Origin of the sequence: Zoogloea sp. (assembly GCF_041904905.1) — a bacterium.
Taxonomy (GTDB): Bacteria; Pseudomonadota; Gammaproteobacteria; order Burkholderiales; family Rhodocyclaceae; genus Zoogloea.
Genome location: NZ_JAYRMI010000049.1, coordinates 1 through 20,731 on the forward strand (window position 1 = coordinate 1; position 20,731 = coordinate 20,731).

Sequence of the window (20,731 nt, forward strand, 5' to 3'; positions counted from 1 at the left end):
GTTGGGGGCGCGGGCGGCGGCCTCCAGGGCGATGAGGGAGCCCATGCTGTGGCCGACCAGGGTGGCGCCGGCGATCTGCAGCTCGGCGAGCAGGGCGAGCACCCAGTCGGCGAGGGCTTCGATGGACGTGAGCTGCGGGCCGGCGCTCTGGCCGTGGCCGGGCAGGTCGGGCGCCAGCACGTTCCAGCCGTGGGAGGCGAAGTAGCGGCTCTGGAGCGTCCAGACGCTGTGGTCGTGGCCGGCGCCGTGGATGAAGACGACGGTGGGGCGGGCGGCGTCGAAGGCGCGGCCGCCGGTGTAGCAGCAGGCGCCCTGCCCGGCGAGGGTGAGTTTCATCGGGCACCTCCGGCCTGACTGGCGCGGGCGACGGCGGCGAGGCCGCGCTCGAGATCTTCGATGAGATCGGGGGCGTTCTCGAGGCCGACCGAGAGGCGCACGGTGCCTTCGGCGATGCCGGCGGCCAGCAGGGCATCCGGCGACATGCGGAAGTGGGTGGTGCTGGCCGGGTGGATCGCGAGCGACTTGGCGTCGCCCACGTTGGCCAGGTGCGAGAACAGGCGGAGCGCCTCGATGAAGGTGGCCCCGGCGGCGCGGCCGCCCTTGAGGCTGAAGCTGAACACGCCGCCGCAGCCTTTGGGCAGCAGCCGCGCGGCGAGGGTGTGGTCGGGGTGGCTGTCGAGTTCGGGCCACGACACGGATTCGACCAGCGGGTGGGCGGCCAGGTGGGCCACCAGGGCTCGGGCGTTGGCTACGTGGCGTTCCATGCGCAGGCCGAGGGTTTCGACGCCCTGGAGGATCTGGAAGGCGTTCATGGGCGAGAGGCAGGCGCCGAAATCGCGCAGGCCTTCGCGGCGGGCGCGCAGCAGGAAGGCCGCGATGGGCGATTCTTCGGCGAAATCCATGCCGTGGAAGCCGTCGTAGGGTTCGGTGAGGGTGGGGAAGCGGCCGCCGCTGGCTTCCCAGTCGAAGCTGCCGCCATCCACCAGCAGGCCGCCGATGGCGACGCCGTGGCCGCCAAGGAACTTGGTGGCGGAATGCATGACCAGATCGGCGCCCAGGTCGAGGGGGCATTGCAGCGCCGGGGTGACGAGGGTGGCATCGACCAGCAGGGGCACGCTGGCGGCGTGGGCGATGTCGGCGATGGCCGGGATGTCGAGGACTTCGAGCCCCGGGTTGCCGATGGATTCGCCGAACAGCAGGCGGGTTTCGGGGCGGATGGCGTCGCGCCAGGCGTGCGGGTCGCGGGCGTCGACGAAGGTGGTGGCGATGCCGAAGCGGGGCAGGGTGTAGGCCAGCAGGTTGTGGGAGCCGCCATAAAGGGAGCGGGAGGCGACGATGTGGCCGCCGCTGCCCATCAGCGTGGCGATGGCGAGCATCAGCGCGGCCTGACCGCTGGCGCAGGCGATGGCGCCGACGCCGCCGTCGAGCGCCGCGATGCGTTCTTCGAGCACGGCGTTGGTGGGGTTGGAGATGCGCGAATAGACGTGGCCGGCGCGTTCCTGGTTGAAGAGGGCGGCGGCGTGGTCGGCGCTCTCGAAGACGTAGCTGGTGGTGAAGTGGATCGGGGTGGCCCGGGCGCGGTGGAGGGCGTCCGGGGTCTGGCCGGCGTGCAGGGCGAGCGTGTCGGCCCCGGCGTTTCGGTGGATGGGCATAGGCGGTTGGGGGTCAGGCGGGAATGTCGGGGTCGAGCATGCGTTCGAGGATCGCGATGCGATCCTTGAGCAGCAGCTTGCGCTTCTTGAGGCGGCGCAGGAGGAGGTCGTCGCCGGGGGGCGGGGCGAGGGAAATCTGCCCGATGATCGCGTCGAGATCCCGGTGTTCGGTGGTGAGGGCTGTCAGCCTGGCGGTCAGGCTGGAGACGTCGGCGCTGGGCTCGTTGCTGTCGTTCATGCCTGCATTCGATGAGGGGCCCGACTGAGGGCAGGATGAGCTGAATCTTAGGCCCGGGCGTGGCGAATTACAACGCTGCCGGGGAACTTGAAGCGGGCGGGAACGTTCCCATCTTCAGAAGCACCGACGCCCACAAGGCCAATCCGCTTTTTGAGGAGACCTGTCATGAACGTGGTACTCAACAACCCTGTGCTTTACGTGGTGGATTATCCGGGCCTCGACGCGGTCGAGGTGATCGACAAGCGGCGGGGGGTGGGAACCCTGATCCGCGACGAGGCGGCGCTGCGCTTCAAGCGCGAGCTGCGCGACGTGGCGGCGTCCGCCACCGAGATGGACGACTTCGAGAACCTGATCGCTGACTACGGGAGCCTGCTCAACCAGCCGGCGGTGTATCACTGACGGCGCGGCTTGCCAGTGGGGCGGCCGGCTCCTACCATAGCCGTCCCATTTTTGCTTGAGCGGAGCGTTTCAGGGTGAACAAGGCTTTCGTCAAAGAAAACGATCAGGACGACGACGACGCACCGCCCGGTGCGCCGAGCCTGCCGCCGGGCACCACCAATTACATGACCCGGCGCGGCTACGAGATCCTGCGTGCCGAGCTGGATCAGCTCGTCCGCGACGAGCGCCCCAGGCTGGTGGAGACCGTCCGCTGGGCGGCGGGCAACGGCGACCGCTCGGAGAACGGCGATTACATCTACGGCAAGAAGCGCCTGCGGGAGATCGACCGGCGTATCCGCTTCCTCATCAAGCGGCTGGAGAATTCGACGGTGGTGACGCCGTCCGAGCAGGAGAACATCGAGCAGGTGTTCTTCGGCGCCACGGTGACGGTCTGCGATGTGGACGGCACCCAGGAGCAGACCTACCAGATCGTGGGCGTGGACGAGGCGAACGCGTCGGAGGGGCGGATCAGCTGGATCGCGCCGCTGTCGCGGGCCCTGCTCAAGGCGCGGGAGGGGGATGTGGTGCGCTTTGCCAGCCCGGCCGGGCTGCGCGAGATCGAGGTGCTGGAGATTCGATACGTTTAGGGCTGGGTTGGCCCTTTTTTTGTATCGTCAGCCGCGCAGGCGCTCGCGCGGCCTGCGCACCATGGCGGGGGTGCGCGGCAGGGTGAAGAACATCGTGGTGCCGGCGCCGGGGGCCGATTCTGCCCAGATCTGCCCGCCGTGGCGTTCCACGATCCGCCGCACGCTGGCGAGGCCGATGCCCGAGCCGTCGAAGCCCTGGTGGCGGTGCAGCTGCTGGAAGGGTTCGAAGAGGTGGGCGGCGTGGGCCATCTCGAAGCCCACCCCGTTGTCGGTGACGTAGAACAGGTGCTCCTCGCCGTGGGGCCGCCCGCCCACCTGGACGATGGCGGGCCGGCTGTCGCGGGTGAATTTCCAGGCGTTGCCCAGCAGGTTCTCGAGGGCCTTGCGGATCAGGATGGCGTCGGTGTCGGCGGAGAGCCCGTCTTCGACGTGGGTCTGGACCTGCCGGTCGGGGTGGTGCTCGGCCAGGTCGTCGAGGATTTCCCGGGCGACGGTGGAGATGTCGGTGGGCTCGATGTGCAGGGGGCGGTTGGAGACGCTGGCGAGCTTGAGCAGCTCGTCGATCAGGTCGCCCATCCGCAGGCTGGCCTTGCGCAGGCGGCTCACGTAGTTGCGGCCGGCGTCGTCGAGGCGGTCGCCGTAGTCTTCGTCCAGGGCGTGGGCGAAGCCGTTGATGGCCCGTAGCGGCGCGCGCAGGTCGTGGGAGATGGAGTAGCTGAAGCTGAGGAGTTCGCGGTTGGTCTGCTCGAGTTCGGCGGTGCGCAGGCGCACCCGGTCTTCGAGGGTGGCGTTGAGTTCGGCCAGGGCGCGGCTTTCTTCGCCACGCCGCCGGATGTCCCGGTGCAGCAGCAGCGCGAGGGCGCCCAGGAGGGTGAGCATGGCGCCGGCGGCGGCGACGATGCGGCGCCGGTGTTCCTGGAATTCGGCCAGCGCGCCGGCCATCGGGCGGCTGGCGCCCACCACCAGCGGGCGATCGGCCAGCCGCCGGTAGGCGGTGATGCGCTCGTCGGTCTCGCCGGGGAGCGGGCCGGTCACGACCCGGCTGCGGGTCTCGGGCTCGGGGCCGAGCACGGGCGAGCCGGCGACGCTACTGCCCACCAGGGCGTCGACCGGCGGATGGCGGATGAGGGTGATCGCCCGGATCGCGTGGAGGATCAGCACGGTGTCGCCCGCGGCGAAACTGAGATCCCGGTAGATGCCGTCGAAGTAGGCGTGGCTGATGGCGGCGCCCACGGTGCCCACGTATTTGCCGTCGGCGTCGAAGACCTGGCGGGTGAGCGGGGTGATCCACCGCCCGCTGGTCGGGCTGCGGGTGGGGCTGCCGATGGCGATGCCTTCGTCGATGCGCGCGGGCAGGCTGCGGTGTGGCTGAGTCGAGGCCGGCCCGGCGCCCGGGGGCTGGGCGTCGGAGTGGGCGGCGAGGCTGCCGTCGTCCCGCTCCACGAAGAGGCTCTCCACCTCCGGCAGGTGGCCGGCGCGCTCGCGCAGCAGGGCCTGGAGTTCGCCGTCGGCAAAGCTGTCCGCGCCGCCGCGGGCCGCCAACTGGGTGGCGATCTCGGTGAGGGCGCTCTCGGCCTCGCCAAAGCTGCGGGCCACGTGCTCCTCGAAGACGCGGGTGAGGCTGCGCAGTTCGGATTCGGTGTGCTGGAGGGCGGTGCGGTGATCGAAGCGGATCAGCGAGACGGCGACCGCGACGATCAACGTGGCAAGCAGGGCGAAGGCCAGCCAGATGCTTGCGCGGACGCGCCACCTGGGGGTGCCGGGGACGCCCTGTTCCGCCCGCGGCGACAGCATGGACGGCAGGGGGGTGGATTGGCGCGCTCGTTCCATCGAAAGGCTGGGGCTTGAAAGCCGGAAGGCAGCACCCATATGGGGAGCGTTAACGGTTCTTATGGAGCAAGCTTTATGACTGTCGAGCAAACGTCCGCGCAAACCTTGAACTTCCAGGCCGAGGTGAAGCAGCTGCTGCACCTCATGATCCACTCGCTGTACTCGAACCGGGAGATCTTCCTGCGGGAGCTGGTTTCGAACGCGTCGGATGCCTGCGACAAGCTGCGTTTCGAAGCCCTCGAGAACGGCGGGCTGTTCGAGGACGACGCCGAACTGAAGATCCGCGTGGCCTACGACAAGGCCGCCCGCACCCTGACGATCGCCGACAACGGCATCGGCATGAGCCGCGACGAGGTGGTGACCAATCTGGGCACCATCGCCAAGTCGGGCACCAAGGAGTTCTTCGGCAAGCTCACCGGCGACCAGAAGAAGGACGCTCACCTGATCGGCCAGTTCGGCGTGGGTTTCTACTCCGCCTTCATCGTCGCCGACAAGGTGACGGTGCGCACCCGCCGCGCCGGCCTCGCCGCCGCCGACGGTGTGAAGTGGGAGTGCTCGATGACCGGCGACACCGCCGGCGAGTACACCGTCGAGCCCATCGAGAAGGCCGGCCGTGGCACCGAGATCACCCTGCATCTGCGTGAAGACCAGGACGACCTGCTGTCGTCGTGGAAGCTGCGCTCGATCGTCCAGAAGTACTCCGACCACATCCTCCAGCCCATCGTGATGAAGAAGGAGCAGTGGGACGAGGAGAAGAAGGAGCAGGTCGTCACCGACGAGGACGAGACGGTGAACAAGGCCAACGCCCTGTGGGCGCGCGCCAAGTCGGACATCACCGACGAGGAGTACACCGAGTTCTACAAGCACGTCGGCCACGACTACGAAGAACCGCTGGCCTGGACCCACTCGAAGGTGGAAGGCCGCCACGAGTACACCCAGCTGCTCTACGTGCCCGGCCACGCGCCCTTCGACATGTGGGATCGTCAGGCCCGTCACGGGGTGAAGCTGTACGTGCGGCGCGTGTTCATCATGGACGACGCCGAGAAGCTGATGCCGCTTTACCTGCGCTTCGTGCGCGGGGTGGTGGATTCCAACGACCTGCCGCTCAACGTGTCCCGCGAAATCCTCCAGGAATCCAAGGACATCGACACCCTGCGCGCCGGCTGCACCAAGAAGGTGCTGGGCCTGCTCGAAGACCTCGCCGAGAACCAGAAGGACAAGTACACGACCTTCTGGAAGGAGTTCGGCAAGGTGCTGAAGGAAGGCGTCGGCGAGGATCACGCCAACAAGGAAAAGATCGCCGGCCTGCTGCGCTTCGCCTCCACCCACGCCGACACCGCCGAGGAAACCGTGTCGCTGGCCGACTACATCGGCCGCATGAAGGAAGGCCAGGACAAGATCTACTTCGTCACCGCCGACAGCTTCAACGCCGCCAAGAACAGCCCGCACCTCGAGATTTTCCGCAAGAAGGGCATCGAGGTGCTGCTGCTGTCCGACCGCGTGGATGAGTGGGTGGTGGGCAACCTCACCGAGTTCGACGGCAAGCCGCTGGCGTCGGTGGCCAAGGGCGGGCTGGATCTGGGCAAGCTGGAAGACGAAGCCGAGAAGGCCGCCGTCGAGAAGGAGACCGGCGAGCTGAAGGATCTGCTCGACAAGATGAAGACCACCCTGGGCGACAAGGTGAAGGAGGTGCGCGTCACCCACCGCCTGACCGATTCGCCCGCCTGCCTGGTGGCCGACGAGCACGACATGGGGATGAACCTGGCGCGCCTGATGAAGGCCGCCGGCCAGACCATGCCGATCTCCAAGCCGATCCTCGAGATCAACCCGGCTCACCCGGTGGTGCTGCGCCTCAAGTACGAGGACAAGCAGTTCGACGACTGGGCGGCGGTGCTCTTCGATCAGGCCCTGCTGGCCGAAGGCGGCACGCTGGACGACCCGGCGAGCTTCGTGAAGCGCATCAACCAGCTGATGCTGGCGATGAACGCCAACTGACGATGAGCCGCGCCGGGGCGTGAAACCCCCGGCCGCCGAAGTCCCGACAGGGGCGCATGCCGGAAGGCGTGCGCCCCTGTTTTCATTCCTGGTAGATCTGGTAGGCGTTGGGGCGCTTGGTGGCCCGCAGGGTGCCGGTGGCCGGGTCGTACATCGAGGGCGCCTTCTTCGGCATCATCGAGCTGGTGGCGGCGCGATTGACGTAGCCATCGCTCGCGGCCTTGAGGGTGTTGGTGCTGGCGTTGTAGGCGGACGTGGGCTTGACCGCCACGCGCGGAACGACTCGACCGGCGAGGCTGCGGTTGCAGTCGCCGTAGATGTCGCCGCTGGCGCCCTTGCCGTTTCGCGGGTCGTTGAACACCTGGATCTTGCCGGAGGCGTCCTGGCGGGTGGTGCCGATGCCCTGGGTCTGCTCCCGCAGCGCGCAGAGCGTGGAGCTGGGCGGCCGGACCTCCGGCGCCCGTCGGGCATCCTTGTAGGCGGAGCGGGCGCCGCCGAAGGGAACGGCCTTGTCGAAGTTTCCGGCCTGCTGGGTGCGACCGGCGGCGGCGGTCTTCGACGACGAGCCCAGCGCCGCGGCGGCTGAGGTCGCGAACAGGAGGGGGCATGCCAGGGAAAGGAGTAACAGCGCGGGTTTCTTCACGGACGGGTGCCTCTTTGCTGCAGGGCAAAAAAGAACAACATACCCCAAAATGCGCAAGGCTGACGAGGACATATTTTGACAATCGTCAATGTAATTCGCCGGCGCCTTTTCGGCATGTCATTTTGTCGGATAAAGTGTGAGTCCCGCCGATATTGCACATTTCAACAACATGGCTGTCGAACTCTTCAACAACGGCACGCATGCCTGCCTGGCCTTCTACGATCTGGTGGACGAGGAGGCGGATCATGCGGTCCAGTGCAATCAGTTCCTCATCGTCGATGGCCAGCATGGGGCCCTGATTGACCCGGGCGGCAACATGACCTACACCGGTCTGCTCATGTCGATGCAGCGCTTCTTTCCGTCCCGCGGCCTGGATTTCATCTTTGCCACCCACGCCGACCCGGACATCATCGCCTCGCTCAACAAGTGGATGGTCGCGACCCACTGCAAGGTGATGATCTCGCGGTTGTGGACCCGCTTCGTGCCCCACTTCACCACGGGCAAGGATTACACCAGCCGGATCATCGGCATCCCCGACGAGGGCATGAACATCTCGCTGGGCAACAACATCATCAAGGCGGTGCCCGCCCATTTCATGCACTCGGAGGGCAACTTCCAGTTCTACGATCCGGTCTCCAAGATCCTCTTCACCGGCGACATGGGCGCATCCCTCGTGGATCACGAGCAGGCTTCCAAGCCGGTGACCAATTTCGACGAGCACATCGCCACCATGATCGGCTTCCATCGCCGCTACATGATCTCCAACAAGGTGTGCCGCTTCTGGGTGAACATGGTCCGCCAGCTCGACGTGCAGATGATCGTGCCCCAGCACGGCTGCCGCTTCGAGGGCAAGGCGATGGTGAATCGCTTCCTCGACTGGATCGAGCAGCTGCCCTGCGGCGTGGATCTTCTGACCCAGGATTTCTACCGGGTGCCGTGAGCGCCGGTTGTTGTCAGCCGCACTGCCAGACGAGGCGGGCCGAGGCCCGCCTCAGTTTTTGCGGGAGAGCTGGCCGATGGCCCGGGTGAGGCCGTCGAGGGTGAGGGGGAACATCCGCTCGGTCATCAGCTTGCGGACGATCCCGATCGACTGGCGGTAGTCCCACATCCGCTCGGGCTCCGGGTTGAGCCAGGCGACGGCCGGGTAGGCGTCGGTCAGGCGGCGCAGCCACACGGCGCCGGCCTCGCTGTTGCTGTACTCGATGGAGCCGTTGGGCTGGAGGATCTCGTAGGGGCTCATGGTGGCGTCGCCCACGAAGATCAGCTTGTAGTCGGGCCCGTATTTGTGGATCACGTCGAGGGTGGGGGTGCGCTCGGAATGGCGGCGGATGCTGTCCCGCCACACGTGGTCATAGACGCAGTTGTGGAAGTAGAAGTACTCCAGGTGCTTGAACTCGGCGCGGCAGGCCGAGAAGAGTTCTTCGCACACCTTCACGTGGTCGTCCATCGAGCCGCCCACGTCGAAGAAGATCAGCACCTTCACGGCGTTGTGGCGCTCGGGGCGCATCAGCAGGTCGAGGTAGCCGGCGTTGCGGGCGGTGGCGGCGATGGTGCCGTCCAGGTCGAGTTCATCCGGCGCGCCCAGGCGGGCGAAGCGGCGTAGCCGGCGCAGGGCGACCTTGATGTTGCGGGTGCCCAGTTCGACGCTGTCGTCGAGGTTGCGGTATTCGCGCTGATCCCACACCTTGACGGCGGTGCGGTTGCCGGCCGATTCGCCGCCCACGCGGATGCCTTCCGGGTTGTAGCCGCTGTTGCCGAAGGGCGAGGTGCCGCCGGTGCCCACCCACTTGCTGCCGCCCTGGTGACGGCCTTTCTGTTCGGCGAGGCGCTTCTTGAACTCCTCCATCAGCTTGTCCCAGCCCAGCGCCTCCAGCCTTGCCTTCTCTTCGGGGCTGAGGTGCTTCTGTGCCATCGCGCGGAGCCATTCGTCGGGCAGGTCGACCTCCAGCCCGGGGATGGCCTCGACGCCCTTGAAGTATTCGCCGAAGGCCTGATCGAAGCGGTCGAAGTGGGATTCGTCCTTGACCAGCGTGGCGCGGGCGAGGAAGTAGAAGTCGTCCAGGCTGTGGCGGGCCAGCCCGGCCTGCACGGCTTCGAGCAGGGTCAGGAATTCCTTGGTGGAGACCGGCAGCTTGCGCGCCTTGAGGTGCAGGAAGAAGTCGATGAGCATCGCGGCGCTCCGGCAGCCGTCAGCGGTTGCGCTGGGCCATGAACACCAGGCGCTCGAAGAGGTGCATGTCCTGCTCGTTCTTGAGCAGCGCGCCGTGGAGCGGCGGCACGATGGCCTTCTGGTCGGGCGAGCGCAGGGCTTCGGGCGGGATGTCCTCGGCCACCAGCAGCTTGAGCCAGTCGATGAGTTCGGACGTGGACGGCTTCTTCTTCAGCCCCGGCACGTCGCGCAGGCCGAAGAAGACTTCCAGCGCCTCCTTCAGCAGGGCCTGCTTGATGCCGGGGAAGTGCACGTCGACGATCTTGTGCATGGTGTCCCGGTCCGGGAACTTGATGTAGTGGAAGAAGCAGCGGCGCAGGAAGGCGTCGGGCAGCTCCTTTTCGTTGTTGGAGGTGATGAAGACGATGGGCCGGTGCCGGGCTTTCACCAGCTCGCGGGTTTCGTACACGAAGAACTCCATGCGGTCGAGTTCGCGCAGGAGGTCGTTGGGGAATTCGATGTCGGCCTTGTCGATCTCGTCGATGAGCACCACGCAGGGCGCGTCGGCCTCGAAGGCCTGCCACAGGGTGCCTTTGACGATGTAGTTGCCGATGTCCTTCACCCGGTCGTCGCCGAGCTGGGAATCGCGCAGGCGCGACACCGCGTCGTACTCGTAGAGCCCCTGCTGGGCCTTGGTGGTGGATTTGATGTGCCACTGGAGCAGCGGCATGCCCAGGGCGGCGGCCACCTCTTCGGCCAGCATCGTCTTGCCGGTGCCCGGTTCGCCCTTGATGAGGAGCGGCCGCTGCAGCCGGATCGCGGCATTGACGGCCAGCATCAGGTCGGGCGTGGCGACGTAGTTCTCGGAGCCTTCGAAACGCATGGGGGATTCCTCTCGGGGGCGGGGGTGACGTTGACGTTTGCGTCAATTATAGCGGCGGCGGGGCGGCGAAAAGCCGGCGCGCGGTGTCGATGGTGGCGGCGTGGATCGCCACGGTGTCGTCGATCTGCCGGGCGTAGCCGCCGGCCATGGCGATGGCGACGGGCAGGCTGCGGCGCCGGCATTCGCCCAGCACGCGCGCGTCCCGCGCGGCGAGGCCGGCCTTGCTGAGCTTGAGGCGGCCGAGGCGGTCGTCTTCAAACGGGTCGGCGCCGGCGAGGTAGATCACCAGATCGGGTTGGTGGCGGAAGACCACGGCCAGCGCGTCGTCGAGGGCTGCGAGGTAGGGCTCGTCGCCGGTGCCGTCGGGCAGCTCCACGTCCAGATCGCTGGTTTCCTTGTCGAAGGGGAAGTTGCGCGCGCCGTGGATGCTGAAGGTGAAGCAGTCGGCCCGGTTGGCGAGGATGGCGGCGGTGCCGTTGCCCTGGTGCACGTCGCAATCGACGATGGCCACGCGCGCTACGCGGCCTTCGGCACGCATGGCGAGGGCGGCCACGGCGGCGTCGTTGAACACGCAGAAGCCTTCGCCGCGGTCGCGGAAGGCGTGGTGGGTGCCGCCGGCCAGGTTGGCGGCCCAGCCTTCGGCGAGCGCGGCGCGGCAGGCGGCGAGGGTGGCGCCGGCCGAGCGGCGGGAGCGCTCGACCATCGCTGCGGACCATGGAAAGCCGATCCGCCGGATCTCGTCGTGCCCGAGGGTGCCGCGCGCCACCCGCTGCACGTAGCCGGCGTCGTGGGCGCGCAGGAGTTCGGTGTCGGTGGCGGCGTCGGGCACCCGGAAGTCGTCGGCGGCGAAGTGGCCGCTGGCCAGCAGGCGCTCCCGCAGGCGGCTGTACTTCTCCATCGGAAAGCGGTGGCCCGGCGGCAGGGGCAGCACGAAGTGGTCGGCGTAGAAAAGCTTCATCGGTGGGCTGTCGGCTTGGATTCGTGGGCGGCGCGGTGGGGCGAAAGTCGCTCCGCTGCTATTATTTCCCGATTGCGGCCGTCACGGCCGTCACTCGACGCATCGGGGACGCACCATGAATCTACTCGACACGCTGCGCGCCGAACAGGCCGCCACCACGGCAATCCGCCGCGACATCCACGCCCACCCCGAACTCGCCTTTGAAGAGCATCGCACCGCCGCGCTGGTGGCCGAGCGACTTGAGGCGCTGGGCATCGAAACCCATCGGGGCGTCGGCAAGACCGGCGTGGTGGGCGTGCTGCGGGCCGGCACCAGCCGCCGCGCCATCGGCCTGCGGGCCGACATGGACGCGCTGCCGATCCAGGAGAAGAACGACTTCACCCACCACTCGCGCCACCCCGGCAAGATGCACGCCTGCGGCCACGATGGCCACACCGCGATGCTGCTGGGCGCGGCAGCGCATCTGGCGCGCAACCCGGCCTTCGACGGCACGGTGTATTTCCTGTTCCAGCCCGCCGAGGAAGGCGAGGGCGGCGCGCCGGCGATGATCGCCGACGGGCTGTTCGCGCGCTTCCCGATGGAGGCGGTGTTCGGCATGCACAACTGGCCCGGCGTGCCGGTGGGGCAGCTTGCCGTGCATCGCGGGCCGGTGATGGCCTGCGCCGACCGCTTCGACATCGAGATCCGCGGCCACGGCGCCCACGCCGCCATGCCCCATCAGGGCATCGACCCGGTGCTGTGCGGCGCGTCGCTGGTGCAGGCGCTGCAGTCGGTGGTGAGCCGCAACGTGGACCCGGCGGATTCGGCGGTGCTGTCGGTCACCCAGTTCCACGCGGGCGACGCCTACAACGTGATCCCCGATGTGGTGCGCATCGGCGGCACGGTGCGGGCCTTCCGCCCGGACGTCCGGGCCCAGGTGGAGGACGCCATGCAGCGGGTGTGCGCGGGCATCGGCGCGGCCTTTGGTGCCAACGTGCATTTCAGCTACCGGCGCGGTTACCCCCCGACCATCAACACGGTGCCGGAGGCGGAGTTCTGCGCCCGGGTGGCGGCGGAGGTGTGCGGCGAGGCCAACACCCTCGTCGACCCCAAACCCAGCATGGGCGCCGAGGATTTCGCCTACTTCCTGCAGGAGAAGCCCGGCTGCTACGTGTGGCTCGGCAATGGCCCGGGGGAGGGCGGCTGCACGCTGCACAACCCCCACTACGACTTCAACGACGAGGCGATTCCCTACGGCGTGGCCTACTGGGTGCGTCTGGTGGAACGCTGGCTGGCCGACGCCTGATGGCCATCGCGCCGGCGGGGGCACTTTTGCCGTGTCGCCCGCTCCAACCCGGGTTGCCGCTTCCCGCCTGAACCATGTTCTCCCTTTCCCTCCGGATGTTCCGGCGCGATCTGCGCGCCGGCGAACTGGGCCTGCTCGCGCTGGCCCTGGTGATCGCCGTGGCCAGCCTGACCAGCGTCGGCTTCTTCACCGACCGGGTCGCCCAGGCCCTCAAGCGCGAGGCCAACCAGCTCCTGGGGGGCGATCTGGTGCTGGTGTCGGATCGGGCCCTCGACCCGGCCTACCGGAGCGAGGCCACCCGGCGAGGGCTGAAGTCGGTGGTTTCCGCCACCTTCACCAGCATGGCCAGCCTGGGCGAGGGCACCCAGCTGGCGGGGGTGAAGGTGGTGGAGGACGGCCATCCGCTGCGGGGCTCGATCCGCATCGCACCGGGCCTCAACCAGCCGGACGCGCCGGCGCCGGGCATCCCCGCGCCGGGCACGCTGTGGCTGGACGAACGTCTCGCCAGCGCGCTGGGCGCCAAGGTGGGCGACGAGATCGGCCTGGGCGCCCTGCGGATGAAGATGGCCGCGGTGCTCAGTTTTGAATCCGACCGGGGCGCCAATTTCTTCAGCCTGCTGCCGCGGCTCGTCATCAACGCCGCCGATCTGCCGGCGACCCAGCTGATCCAGCCCGGCAGCCGCGCCTTTTATCACCTGCATGTGGCGGGCGAGCCGGTGGCAGTGGCGGGCTTCGAAGCCTGGGCCAAGCCGCGGCTGCAGCGGGGCGAGCGTCTCGAGACCGTCGATAACGCCCGCCCCGAGGTGCGCGCCACCCTCGACCGCACCGAGCGCTTCCTGCGCTTTGCGGCGATGCTGGCGGTGGTGCTGGCGGCGGTGGCGGTGGGGCTCGCCACCCGGCGTTTCGTCGAGCGGCATCTGGATGGCTGCGCGGTGATGCGCTGCGTGGGGGCGCGGCAGGGGCAGTTGCTGCGGCTCTTCATCGGCGAGTTCGTGCTGCTGGGGCTGGTGGCCGGCGCGGCGGGCTGCGCGCTGGGGTTTGCCGTGCAGTTCGTGCTCAACGGCCTGCTCGGCGATCTGGTGGGCTTCCCGCTGCCGGCGCCGGGCTGGTGGCCGGTGGCCCACGGGCTGGCGGTGAGCCTGTTGCTGCTGCTTGGCTTCGCGCTGCCGCCGCTGATCCGCCTGGGCCGGGTGCCCACGCTGCGGGTGCTGCGCCGCGAATGGGACGGTATCGCGGCGCGCGAAGGCCTTGCGTGGACGGTGGGCGCGCTGGTGCTGGCCGGCCTGCTGGTGGGCATCGCCCGGGATTGGCTGCTCGGGGCGTGGGTGGTGGGCGGGTTTGCGCTGGCCTTCGCCGTGTATGGCGCTGCCGGCTGGCTGGTGCTGCGGCTGCTGGGCCGCCTGCGGGCGGTGGCGGGCAGCGGCTGGCGCTACGGGCTGGCGGCGCTGCGGCGGCGGCCGACGGCGAGCCTGGTGCAGGTGCTGGCCCTCGGTATGGGGCTGACGGCGCTGCTACTCCTCACGCTGGTCCGGGGCGATCTGCTGGCCAACTGGAAGCAGGCCACGCCGGCGGACGCGCCTAACCGCTTCGTCATCAACATCCAGCCCGATCAGGTGGCGCCCCTGGGCCAGTTCTTCCGGGACGAGGGGCGCATGCCGCCGCTCATGCAGCCGATGATCCGCGGCCGGCTGGTGGCGGTGAACGGCCGGCCGGTGGGGCCGGACGACTACCCGGACGAGCGCGCAAAGCGCCTCGTCGACCGGGATTTCAACCTCTCCTTCGACGCCCGACTGCCGGACGGCAACCGCGTGGTGGCCGGCACGTGGCACGGGGACGGCCGGCAGCCGCAGTTCTCGGTGGAGCAAGGGCTCGCCCAGACCCTGGGCCTGGCGATGGGCGACGTGCTGACCTTCGAGATCGCCGGCGCCCGGTCTGAGGCGCGCATCACCAGCCTGCGCAAGCTGGATTGGGATTCGATGCGGGTGAACTTCTTCGTGATCGCCGCGCCCGGCATGCTGGAGGATTTCCCGGCCAGCTACATCACCAGCTTCTACCTGCCGCCCGCGCAGATGGCGCTTGCCAACCGGCTGGTGGCGGCCTTCCCCAACTTCACGGTGATCGACGTGGCGGCGGTGATCGGGCAGATCCAGGCGATGGTGGATCAGCTCATCGCGGCGGTTCAGTTCGTGTTCGGCTTTGCGGTGGTGGCGGGGGTGGTCGTGCTGTTCGGCGCTCTGCAAGCCACCCACGACGAGCGGGAGCGCGAACTGGCGATCCTGCGCACGCTGGGTGCCCGCAACCGGCAGCTGCGCTGGGCGCTGCTGGCCGAGTTCGCCGCCCTCGGGCTGGTGGCCGGCGGGCTGGCCGGCGTGGGGGCCACGGGCATCGGGTGGGCGCTGGGTCACTTCGTCTTCAAGCTTCCTTACGCGCCCAGCGCGCTCCCGCTGGTGGCCGGCGCGGTGGCCGGCTGCGCGGTGGTCACGCTGGCCGGCTGGCTGGGCACCCGGCACCTGCTTCATCGCCCACCGCTTGGTAGCTTGCGAACGCTGAACTAATTTACAGTTATCTGGGGTATGCTCTGGCCGATGAACAGCGACGCCTTCTTCCTCCTGGCCTTTCTTGTTGCCTTTGCCGTGCTCGTGGTGGCGGTGCTGTGGCTGCTCGTGCAGATCGGGCGGCTGGGGCGTCGGGTGGAGCAGGGCCTTGCCGATCAACATCTGCAACTGGTGAAGGAGTTGCAGGCCACGTCGCTGGCCGGCAGCGACCGGGTGATCGATCTGGTGGCCGCCGAGGTGGATAACCTGCGGGATCGGCTCGACGCCGAGCAGGCCGCATCGAGACAGGCCCTGCAGCAGCTGCATCTGGCGCTGGTGGGGCAGCTGGGCAGTCAGAAGGAGGAAACCGTGCTGCGTCTGGCGGATCTCGCCAACGCCTTTGCCGCTGGCCAGGAGAAGCTCCGCACCGAGATGCTCGCCGAAACCCTCAAGACCCTCGCCGACCACGCCCGGGCCGACCGGGAACTTCTCCAGAGCGGTCTCAAGAGCGCGTCCGAGCAGTTGGGCACCAGCATCGAGGCGATGAACCGCACGGTGGGCGAGCGCCTCGAGGCGATCACCGGTCACGTCAATCAGCGCCTCGACGAAGGCTTCCGCAAGACCAACGAGACCTTCGCCAGCGTGATGGCCCGGCTCGCCACCATCGACGAGGCCCAGAAGAAGATCGGCGACCTCACCACCAACGTGGTGAGCCTGCAGGAGCTGCTGGGCGACAAGCGGGCGCGGGGGGCCTTCGGCGAAGTTCAGCTGGAGGCGCTGGTGCGCAACGCGCTGCCGCCCGAGACCTTCGATTTCCAGTTCACCCTGCCCAACGGTACCCGCGCCGACTGCGTGCTGCGTCTGCCCGAGCCCACCGGGATGGTGATCGTGGATTCGAAGTTTCCGCTGGAAAACTACCACCGTATGTTCGCCGCCGAGGTGGGCGAGCTGGAGCGCCGCGCGGCCCAGTCGGCCTTCAGGAGCGATGTGAAGAAGCACGTGGACGCCATCGCCGGCAAGTACATCCTGCCGGAGGTGACGTCGGACGGGGCGGTGATGTTCGTGCCGGCCGAAGCGGTGTTTGCCGAGATCCACGCCTACCACCCGGAGGTGGTCGCCTACGCCATGAGCCGGCGGGTGTGGATCGTCTCACCCACCACCCTGATGGCGGTGCTCAACACCGCCCGCGCGGTGCTGAAGGACGTGGAAACCCGCAAGCAGATCCACGTCATCAAGGATGCGCTGGGCAAGCTGGCCAAGGATTTCAACCGCTTCGACGAGCGCATGCAGAGGCTCGCCACCCATATCCGCCAGGCCGGCGAGGACGTGGCCGAGGTGCAGACCTCGTCGCGCAAGATCAGCGCCCACTTCCAGCGCATCGAGGCGGCGCAACTGGACGATCTGCCGGGCGCGCTGCCGGACAACAGCCAGGGCTGATTGCCCGGTGGCTCAGTAGCCCTGGAAATCCCTGAGCAGGAAGACATACACCTCCCGCTTGAAATCCTTGTGGATCGGCACCACGACCTTGCCCAGCGGCTGGCTGGCGGCGAAGCGAGCGGCGATGTCGGGGATCTCGGGCTTGCGACCCACGTACAGCACGTCGCGCCCGCGCTTGTCGGCGAGGGTGGTGGTGACCTCGTACTGGTCGCGGGGCAGGTGGCCGGGGTTCCAGGCGGCGTAGTTGGTGGGGTGAAGCCGATAGACCAGGTGGGCGATGATCTCCCGGTCCTCGCCCACCAGGATGGCGCCGGGGTGCTGGGCGAGATAGGGCGCCACGCCGTCGGCGAGGTTGATCCAGCCCCGGGCGCGCTTGTAGGGGTCGTTCTTCGCGGTGAGGTCGATGCCGGCCACCCGGGCGAGGTCCGGCCAGTGGTAGGCACCAACGGAGGCAACCAGATTGACCGCCACGCCGGCGATCACCCAGTTACGCCGCTCTGCCAGAAATACCGCCGGCACCAGGAGGCAGGCGGCCACGAAGACCGGCGCCGCCCAGTTGCCGTTGGCCCGGCCGGTGAGGGCCTGGAAGCTCACCAGCAGGAGCAGTGGCACGATGAAGATCAGCAGCGTGCGGTGGGCGTCGTTGCGCCACAGCTTGAAGGCGCGGATCAGTGCCCAGCCCAGCAGCACGCCAAGCAGCGGGCCGAAGGACAGCCACTGGGCGCCAATGAACTCGCCCAACTGGCCCGGGTGCCAGCCGCGCTCGCCGTGACCGACGCGGGTGATCTCGGCGGTGTGGCGGAAGGTGGGGAAGTCGTGGGCCCAGTTCCAGTAGAGGTTGGGCGACAGGATGGCTGCCGCCAGCAGCAGCGCAACCCACGGCTGGGGACGGGCCAGCCAGCGGCGGTGGCGGGGCGACAGGGCGATGAGTAGCAGCGCCGAGGGCAGGAAGGCGGCCATGGTGTACTTCGACATCAGGCCGACCCCGATGATGGCACCACAGGCCAGCCAGTCGGCCCAGCCGTCGCGGTCCAGCGCGCGCAGCAGGAAGAGCAGCGCCAGTGACCAGCACAGGAGCAGCGGGGCGTCGGTGGAGACGAACAGCCCGAGGGCGGCCACCAGCGGCATCGACATGAAGCCCAGCCCGGCCCAGAAGCCGACCCGGGACGAGTAGAGCCGGGCGCCGAGGGCGTAGAGGGCGAAGGCGGTGGCCGGGTAGAGCAGTAGCGAGGGCAGCTTGATGGCGATCAGGCCGTTGCCCAGCAGGGCGGTGCTGGCGGCGATCAGCGCGGCGATCGCCGGCGGCTTGGAGAAGTAGCCCCAGTCGAGGTTCTGCGACCAGCCCCAGTAGTAGGCCTCGTCCACGTAGAGGTCGATGCCCAGGTGGCCGATCACCCACAGCCGGTAGGCGGTGAGCACGGCGACGATCACCGCGAGGGGTGCGGCGCGGCTGTCGGCAAGGCTCATGGGCGGGCCTTCACGAGCACGACGCCGCCTTCCTGGAAGACAGTATCCACCGGCGCGTCGGGCGGCAGGCGGTCGATGCGGGTGAGGGCCAGCTGACCGGGTTTGGGGTCGCCCTTCAGGGTGACGGCCTGGCGATAGACACTAAAGCTCGGCGCGGTGGTGAAGCGCCAGAAGACGACCTCGCCGCCAATTTCGCGGGCCTTGAGGCCGGCGGCCTTCACCGGGCCCTGCACCAGTTCGCCGGCGTAGGGCACGACGACCCCGGCCAGCAGGACGACCTGCACCGCGGCGGTGACGACCAGCTTGGCGAGCACCGGCATCCGCGGGAAGAACACGACCCCCATCCAGATCACCAGTCCTCCTACGGTGGCGCCGATGTAGGTGCTGTCCGCCAACGGCAGGGCTCGGGCCAACTGGGCGCGGTAGAAACCGTCGCCCAGGGTGCTGCGGGAGAGCGCGTCGAAGAGGTTGGGTAGCAGCGGGAAGAGGATGAATAGCAGGCCCGGTAGCAGCAGGTGCGGCCAGGCGCGGCGGATCGACTGGGCGTGGAGGCCGATCAGGATGAACAGCGGCGTGCAGCCGTAGAGCACGTAGTGGGGCAGCTTGGTGCCCGACAGCGAGAAGAAGCCGAGCACGAAGCCGAACCAGATCCACAGGAAACGCTGCAGCGGGTCGGCCAGCCCGGCCTTGAGGCGGGCGAGCGCCCGAATCAGCAGCCCGCTCCAGGGCAGCAGCAGCAGCGGCACCGCGAGCAGGTAGTAGAACGCGCTGCCGCCGTGGCCTTCGAGGGAGCCCGAGAAGCGCTGCACGTTGTGACGGAGGATGAAGCCGTCGATGAAATCCTGCCCGTGGCGATGCAGGGCGTAGGCGTACCAGGGCGCGACGATGAGGACGAGGATGGCCAGCCCGGCGGGGTTGGACAGCATCTTCAGCCAGCGCCTCCATTCGCCGCGGCTGGCGCAGTAGAGCAGGCTCACCGCGCCGGGCACCACCAGCGCAACCGGGCCTTTGGTGAGGGTGCCGAGGCCCATCCACACGAAGGCGCGCAGCAGCGGCGTGCGCTGGCCGCTTTCAAGATGACGCCACACGTCGAACAGGGTGAGCGCCAGCAGGCAGTTGAGCAGCCCGTCGGCGGTGGCGGCGCGGCCGATGGCGAAGGGGCCCAGGGCGGTGCTGGCCACCGCCAGCGCCAGCAGGCCGCCATCCTCGCCAAAACGCTGGCGGGCGAAGAAGTAGGTGGCGTAGCTCCAGCCGATGGCGGCCAGGGCTGAGGGCAGACGGAAGGCCCACTCGCTGGGGCCGAAGATCAGGTAGCCCAGGGACTGCAGCCAGTAGATGAGGATCGGCTTGTCGAAGCGCGGGGCGCCGTTGAGATAGGTGAACAGGAAATCGCCCCGTTCGAACATCTCGCGGGTGGCTTCGGAGAAGGCCCCTTCGTCCACGTCGAACAGCGGCGCGCCGCCCAGCCGGAGCAGGAAGGCGACGAAGGGCAGGGCGAGGATCAGGCGGCCGAGGGCTGTGCCCGCGAGCCGCCTTTCGGCGCTGGCGTGACCGATCATGGGGGCGGATGTCAGGCTTTGTCGGGGTTGTGCCAGGCCTGGCCGTCTTCGAGGGCCGGGGTGTCACGGGCGACGTAGGCCTGGCTCTGGCCGGATTCGAAGTACACCCGGGTGAGCAGCTCTGCCAGCACACCGGTGGTGACCATCTGGATGCCGGCGATCACGAAGAAGAAGCCGCCGAAGAACATCGGCCGGGTGCCGATGGAGGCGCCGGTGAAGAGCTTGAGGCCGGCGAGGTAGGTGAGGATCAGGATGCCCAGCGCGCCAAGGCCCAGGCCGATGCCACCGAAGAAGTGGCCCGGACGGGTGCGGAAGCGCATGAAGAAGTAGACGAAGATCAGGTCGAGGATGACCCGGAAGGTGCGCGAGATGCCGTACTTGGATTCGCCGAACATCCGCGCGTGGTGGGTGACGACTTCCTGGGCGATCTTGCGCGGGGTGGTGACGGTGGCCAGCCACGCCGGGATGAAGCGGTGCATCTCGCCATAGAGGCGCACGTTCTTGATCGCGCTGGCGCGGAAGGCCTTGAGGGAGCAGCCGTAATCCTGGAGCTTGACGCCGGTGATGCGGGCGATCAGGCGGTTGGCGATCTTGGAGGGGATCTTGCGCAGGATCATCCCGTCCTTGCGGTTCTTGCGCCAGCCGGCGACGAGGTCGAGATCCTCGCGCAGCAGGCGGCCGACCATCCGCGGGATGTCGATGGGGTCGTTCTGGAGGTCGCCGTCCATGGTGACGATCACGTCGCCGCGGGCCGCATCGAGGCCGGCTTGCATGGCAGCGGTCTGCTTGAAGTTGCGCATCAGGGCGACGATGCGAACGTGGGGGCCAAGCCGGGCGGCGGCCTTCTCGAGGTTGGGGACCGTGTTGTCGGAGGAGCCGTCGTCGACGATCACGACTTCCCACGGGTAGGGGTAGCCGTCGAGGGCGAGGTGGATGCGCGCGAGGAGCGGGTCCACGTTGTCTTCCTCGTTGTAGAGCGGCACCACCACCGACAGGCGATGGGGCGGCAGGTCGGCGGGAATCTCCGCCTTGGCGGGCGGAAGGGGGGAGTCGTAGCGGGTGACGTCGGTCATGGT

The 20,731-nt window shown here is 68.4% G+C and carries 18 protein-coding genes; 7 read left to right on the plus strand and 11 right to left on the minus strand.

What is annotated here, in order from left to right:
• The 3 genes from ACE3N6_RS13370 to ACE3N6_RS13380 form a co-directional block, all read right to left on the minus strand.
• The coding region (locus ACE3N6_RS13370; RefSeq protein ID WP_374246268.1) for an alpha/beta fold hydrolase at positions 1–336 on the minus strand (336 nt) is incomplete at its 3' end.
• On the minus strand, positions 333–1,652 hold the full coding sequence (locus ACE3N6_RS13375) for an O-acetylhomoserine aminocarboxypropyltransferase (RefSeq protein ID WP_374246269.1): 1,320 nt from the start codon (positions 1,650–1,652) through the stop codon (positions 333–335). The genes ACE3N6_RS13375 and ACE3N6_RS13370, both read right to left, overlap by 4 nt.
• Before the next feature lie 13 nt (positions 1,653–1,665).
• Complete coding sequence (locus ACE3N6_RS13380) at positions 1,666–1,890, minus strand: DUF465 domain-containing protein (protein WP_374246270.1); 225 nt, start codon at positions 1,888–1,890, stop codon at positions 1,666–1,668.
• 165 nt (positions 1,891–2,055) lie between these two features.
• Here ACE3N6_RS13380 and ACE3N6_RS13385 point away from each other — a divergent pair, with 165 nt between their 5' ends.
• On the plus strand, positions 2,056–2,289 hold the full coding sequence (locus ACE3N6_RS13385; protein ID WP_374246271.1) for a DUF3567 family protein: 234 nt from the start codon (positions 2,056–2,058) through the stop codon (positions 2,287–2,289).
• Between the two features lie 74 nt (positions 2,290–2,363).
• Positions 2,364–2,915, plus strand: coding sequence for a transcription elongation factor GreB (gene greB / locus ACE3N6_RS13390; RefSeq protein WP_374246272.1), 552 nt, complete (start codon positions 2,364–2,366; stop codon positions 2,913–2,915).
• Between the two features lie 27 nt (positions 2,916–2,942).
• Here the strand turns inward: greB and ACE3N6_RS13395 are convergent, their stop codons facing one another.
• Positions 2,943–4,745: an ATP-binding protein gene (locus ACE3N6_RS13395; RefSeq protein ID WP_374246273.1), complete on the minus strand. Its 1,803-nt coding sequence runs from the start codon at positions 4,743–4,745 to the stop codon at positions 2,943–2,945.
• A 75-nt stretch (positions 4,746–4,820) separates the two neighbouring features.
• Here ACE3N6_RS13395 and htpG point away from each other — a divergent pair, with 75 nt between their 5' ends.
• Positions 4,821–6,740 carry a molecular chaperone HtpG gene (htpG, locus tag ACE3N6_RS13400; protein WP_374246274.1) on the plus strand — a complete coding sequence of 640 codons (1,920 nt, stop codon included), beginning with the start codon at positions 4,821–4,823 and terminating at the stop codon, positions 6,738–6,740.
• An 82-nt stretch (positions 6,741–6,822) separates the two neighbouring features.
• Here htpG and ACE3N6_RS13405 read toward each other — a convergent pair whose 3' ends face one another.
• On the minus strand, positions 6,823–7,383 hold the full coding sequence (locus ACE3N6_RS13405; RefSeq protein ID WP_374246275.1) for a hypothetical protein: 561 nt from the start codon (positions 7,381–7,383) through the stop codon (positions 6,823–6,825).
• A gap of 169 nt (positions 7,384–7,552) precedes the next feature.
• Here ACE3N6_RS13405 and ACE3N6_RS13410 point away from each other — a divergent pair, with 169 nt between their 5' ends.
• Positions 7,553–8,323, plus strand: coding sequence for an MBL fold metallo-hydrolase (locus tag ACE3N6_RS13410; RefSeq protein ID WP_374246277.1), 771 nt, complete (start codon positions 7,553–7,555; stop codon positions 8,321–8,323).
• A 51-nt stretch (positions 8,324–8,374) separates the two neighbouring features.
• On the opposite strand, the gene ACE3N6_RS13415 is transcribed toward ACE3N6_RS13410, so the two are convergent.
• The 3 genes from ACE3N6_RS13415 to ACE3N6_RS13425 are packed head-to-tail and all read right to left on the minus strand — an operon-like array spanning position 8,375 to position 11,373.
• Positions 8,375–9,553 (minus strand): VWA domain-containing protein, encoded by a 1,179-nt coding sequence (locus ACE3N6_RS13415; protein WP_374246278.1) that lies wholly within the window; start codon positions 9,551–9,553, stop codon positions 8,375–8,377.
• A gap of 19 nt (positions 9,554–9,572) precedes the next feature.
• Positions 9,573–10,415 carry an AAA family ATPase gene (locus tag ACE3N6_RS13420; protein WP_374246279.1) on the minus strand — a complete coding sequence of 281 codons (843 nt, stop codon included), beginning with the start codon at positions 10,413–10,415 and terminating at the stop codon, positions 9,573–9,575.
• Between the two features lie 46 nt (positions 10,416–10,461).
• Entirely contained in the window at positions 10,462–11,373 is a 912-nt protein-coding gene (locus ACE3N6_RS13425; RefSeq protein WP_374246280.1) for a histone deacetylase, read from the minus strand.
• 115 nt (positions 11,374–11,488) lie between these two features.
• Between ACE3N6_RS13425 and ACE3N6_RS13430 the strand changes: the two genes are divergently transcribed.
• The 3 genes from ACE3N6_RS13430 to rmuC all read left to right on the plus strand — a co-directional run bounded on the left by ACE3N6_RS13430 (position 11,489) and on the right by rmuC (position 16,629).
• Complete coding sequence (locus ACE3N6_RS13430; protein WP_374246281.1) at positions 11,489–12,658, plus strand: M20 aminoacylase family protein; 1,170 nt, start codon at positions 11,489–11,491, stop codon at positions 12,656–12,658.
• A gap of 74 nt (positions 12,659–12,732) precedes the next feature.
• On the plus strand, positions 12,733–15,213 hold the full coding sequence (locus tag ACE3N6_RS13435) for an ABC transporter permease (RefSeq protein ID WP_374246282.1): 2,481 nt from the start codon (positions 12,733–12,735) through the stop codon (positions 15,211–15,213).
• A gap of 30 nt (positions 15,214–15,243) precedes the next feature.
• A complete protein-coding gene (gene rmuC, locus ACE3N6_RS13440) occupies positions 15,244–16,629 on the plus strand; it encodes a DNA recombination protein RmuC (RefSeq protein WP_374246283.1) in 1,386 nt (461 codons plus the stop codon).
• Positions 16,630–16,641: 12 nt separating this feature from the next.
• Here the strand turns inward: rmuC and ACE3N6_RS13445 are convergent, their stop codons facing one another.
• From ACE3N6_RS13445 to ACE3N6_RS13455, 3 genes are read right to left on the minus strand one after another with little or no spacing between them, the layout of a single operon-like run.
• Entirely contained in the window at positions 16,642–18,096 is a 1,455-nt protein-coding gene (locus tag ACE3N6_RS13445) for an ArnT family glycosyltransferase (RefSeq protein ID WP_374246284.1), read from the minus strand.
• Positions 18,093–19,655: an ArnT family glycosyltransferase gene (locus ACE3N6_RS13450; protein ID WP_374246285.1), complete on the minus strand. Its 1,563-nt coding sequence runs from the start codon at positions 19,653–19,655 to the stop codon at positions 18,093–18,095. Before ACE3N6_RS13450 ends, ACE3N6_RS13445 begins: the two co-directional genes overlap by 4 nt.
• A gap of 11 nt (positions 19,656–19,666) precedes the next feature.
• Positions 19,667–20,728, minus strand: a complete 1,062-nt coding sequence (locus ACE3N6_RS13455) for a glycosyltransferase family 2 protein (RefSeq protein WP_374246286.1) — start codon at positions 20,726–20,728, stop codon at positions 19,667–19,669.
• Positions 20,729–20,731 lie beyond the last annotated feature (3 nt).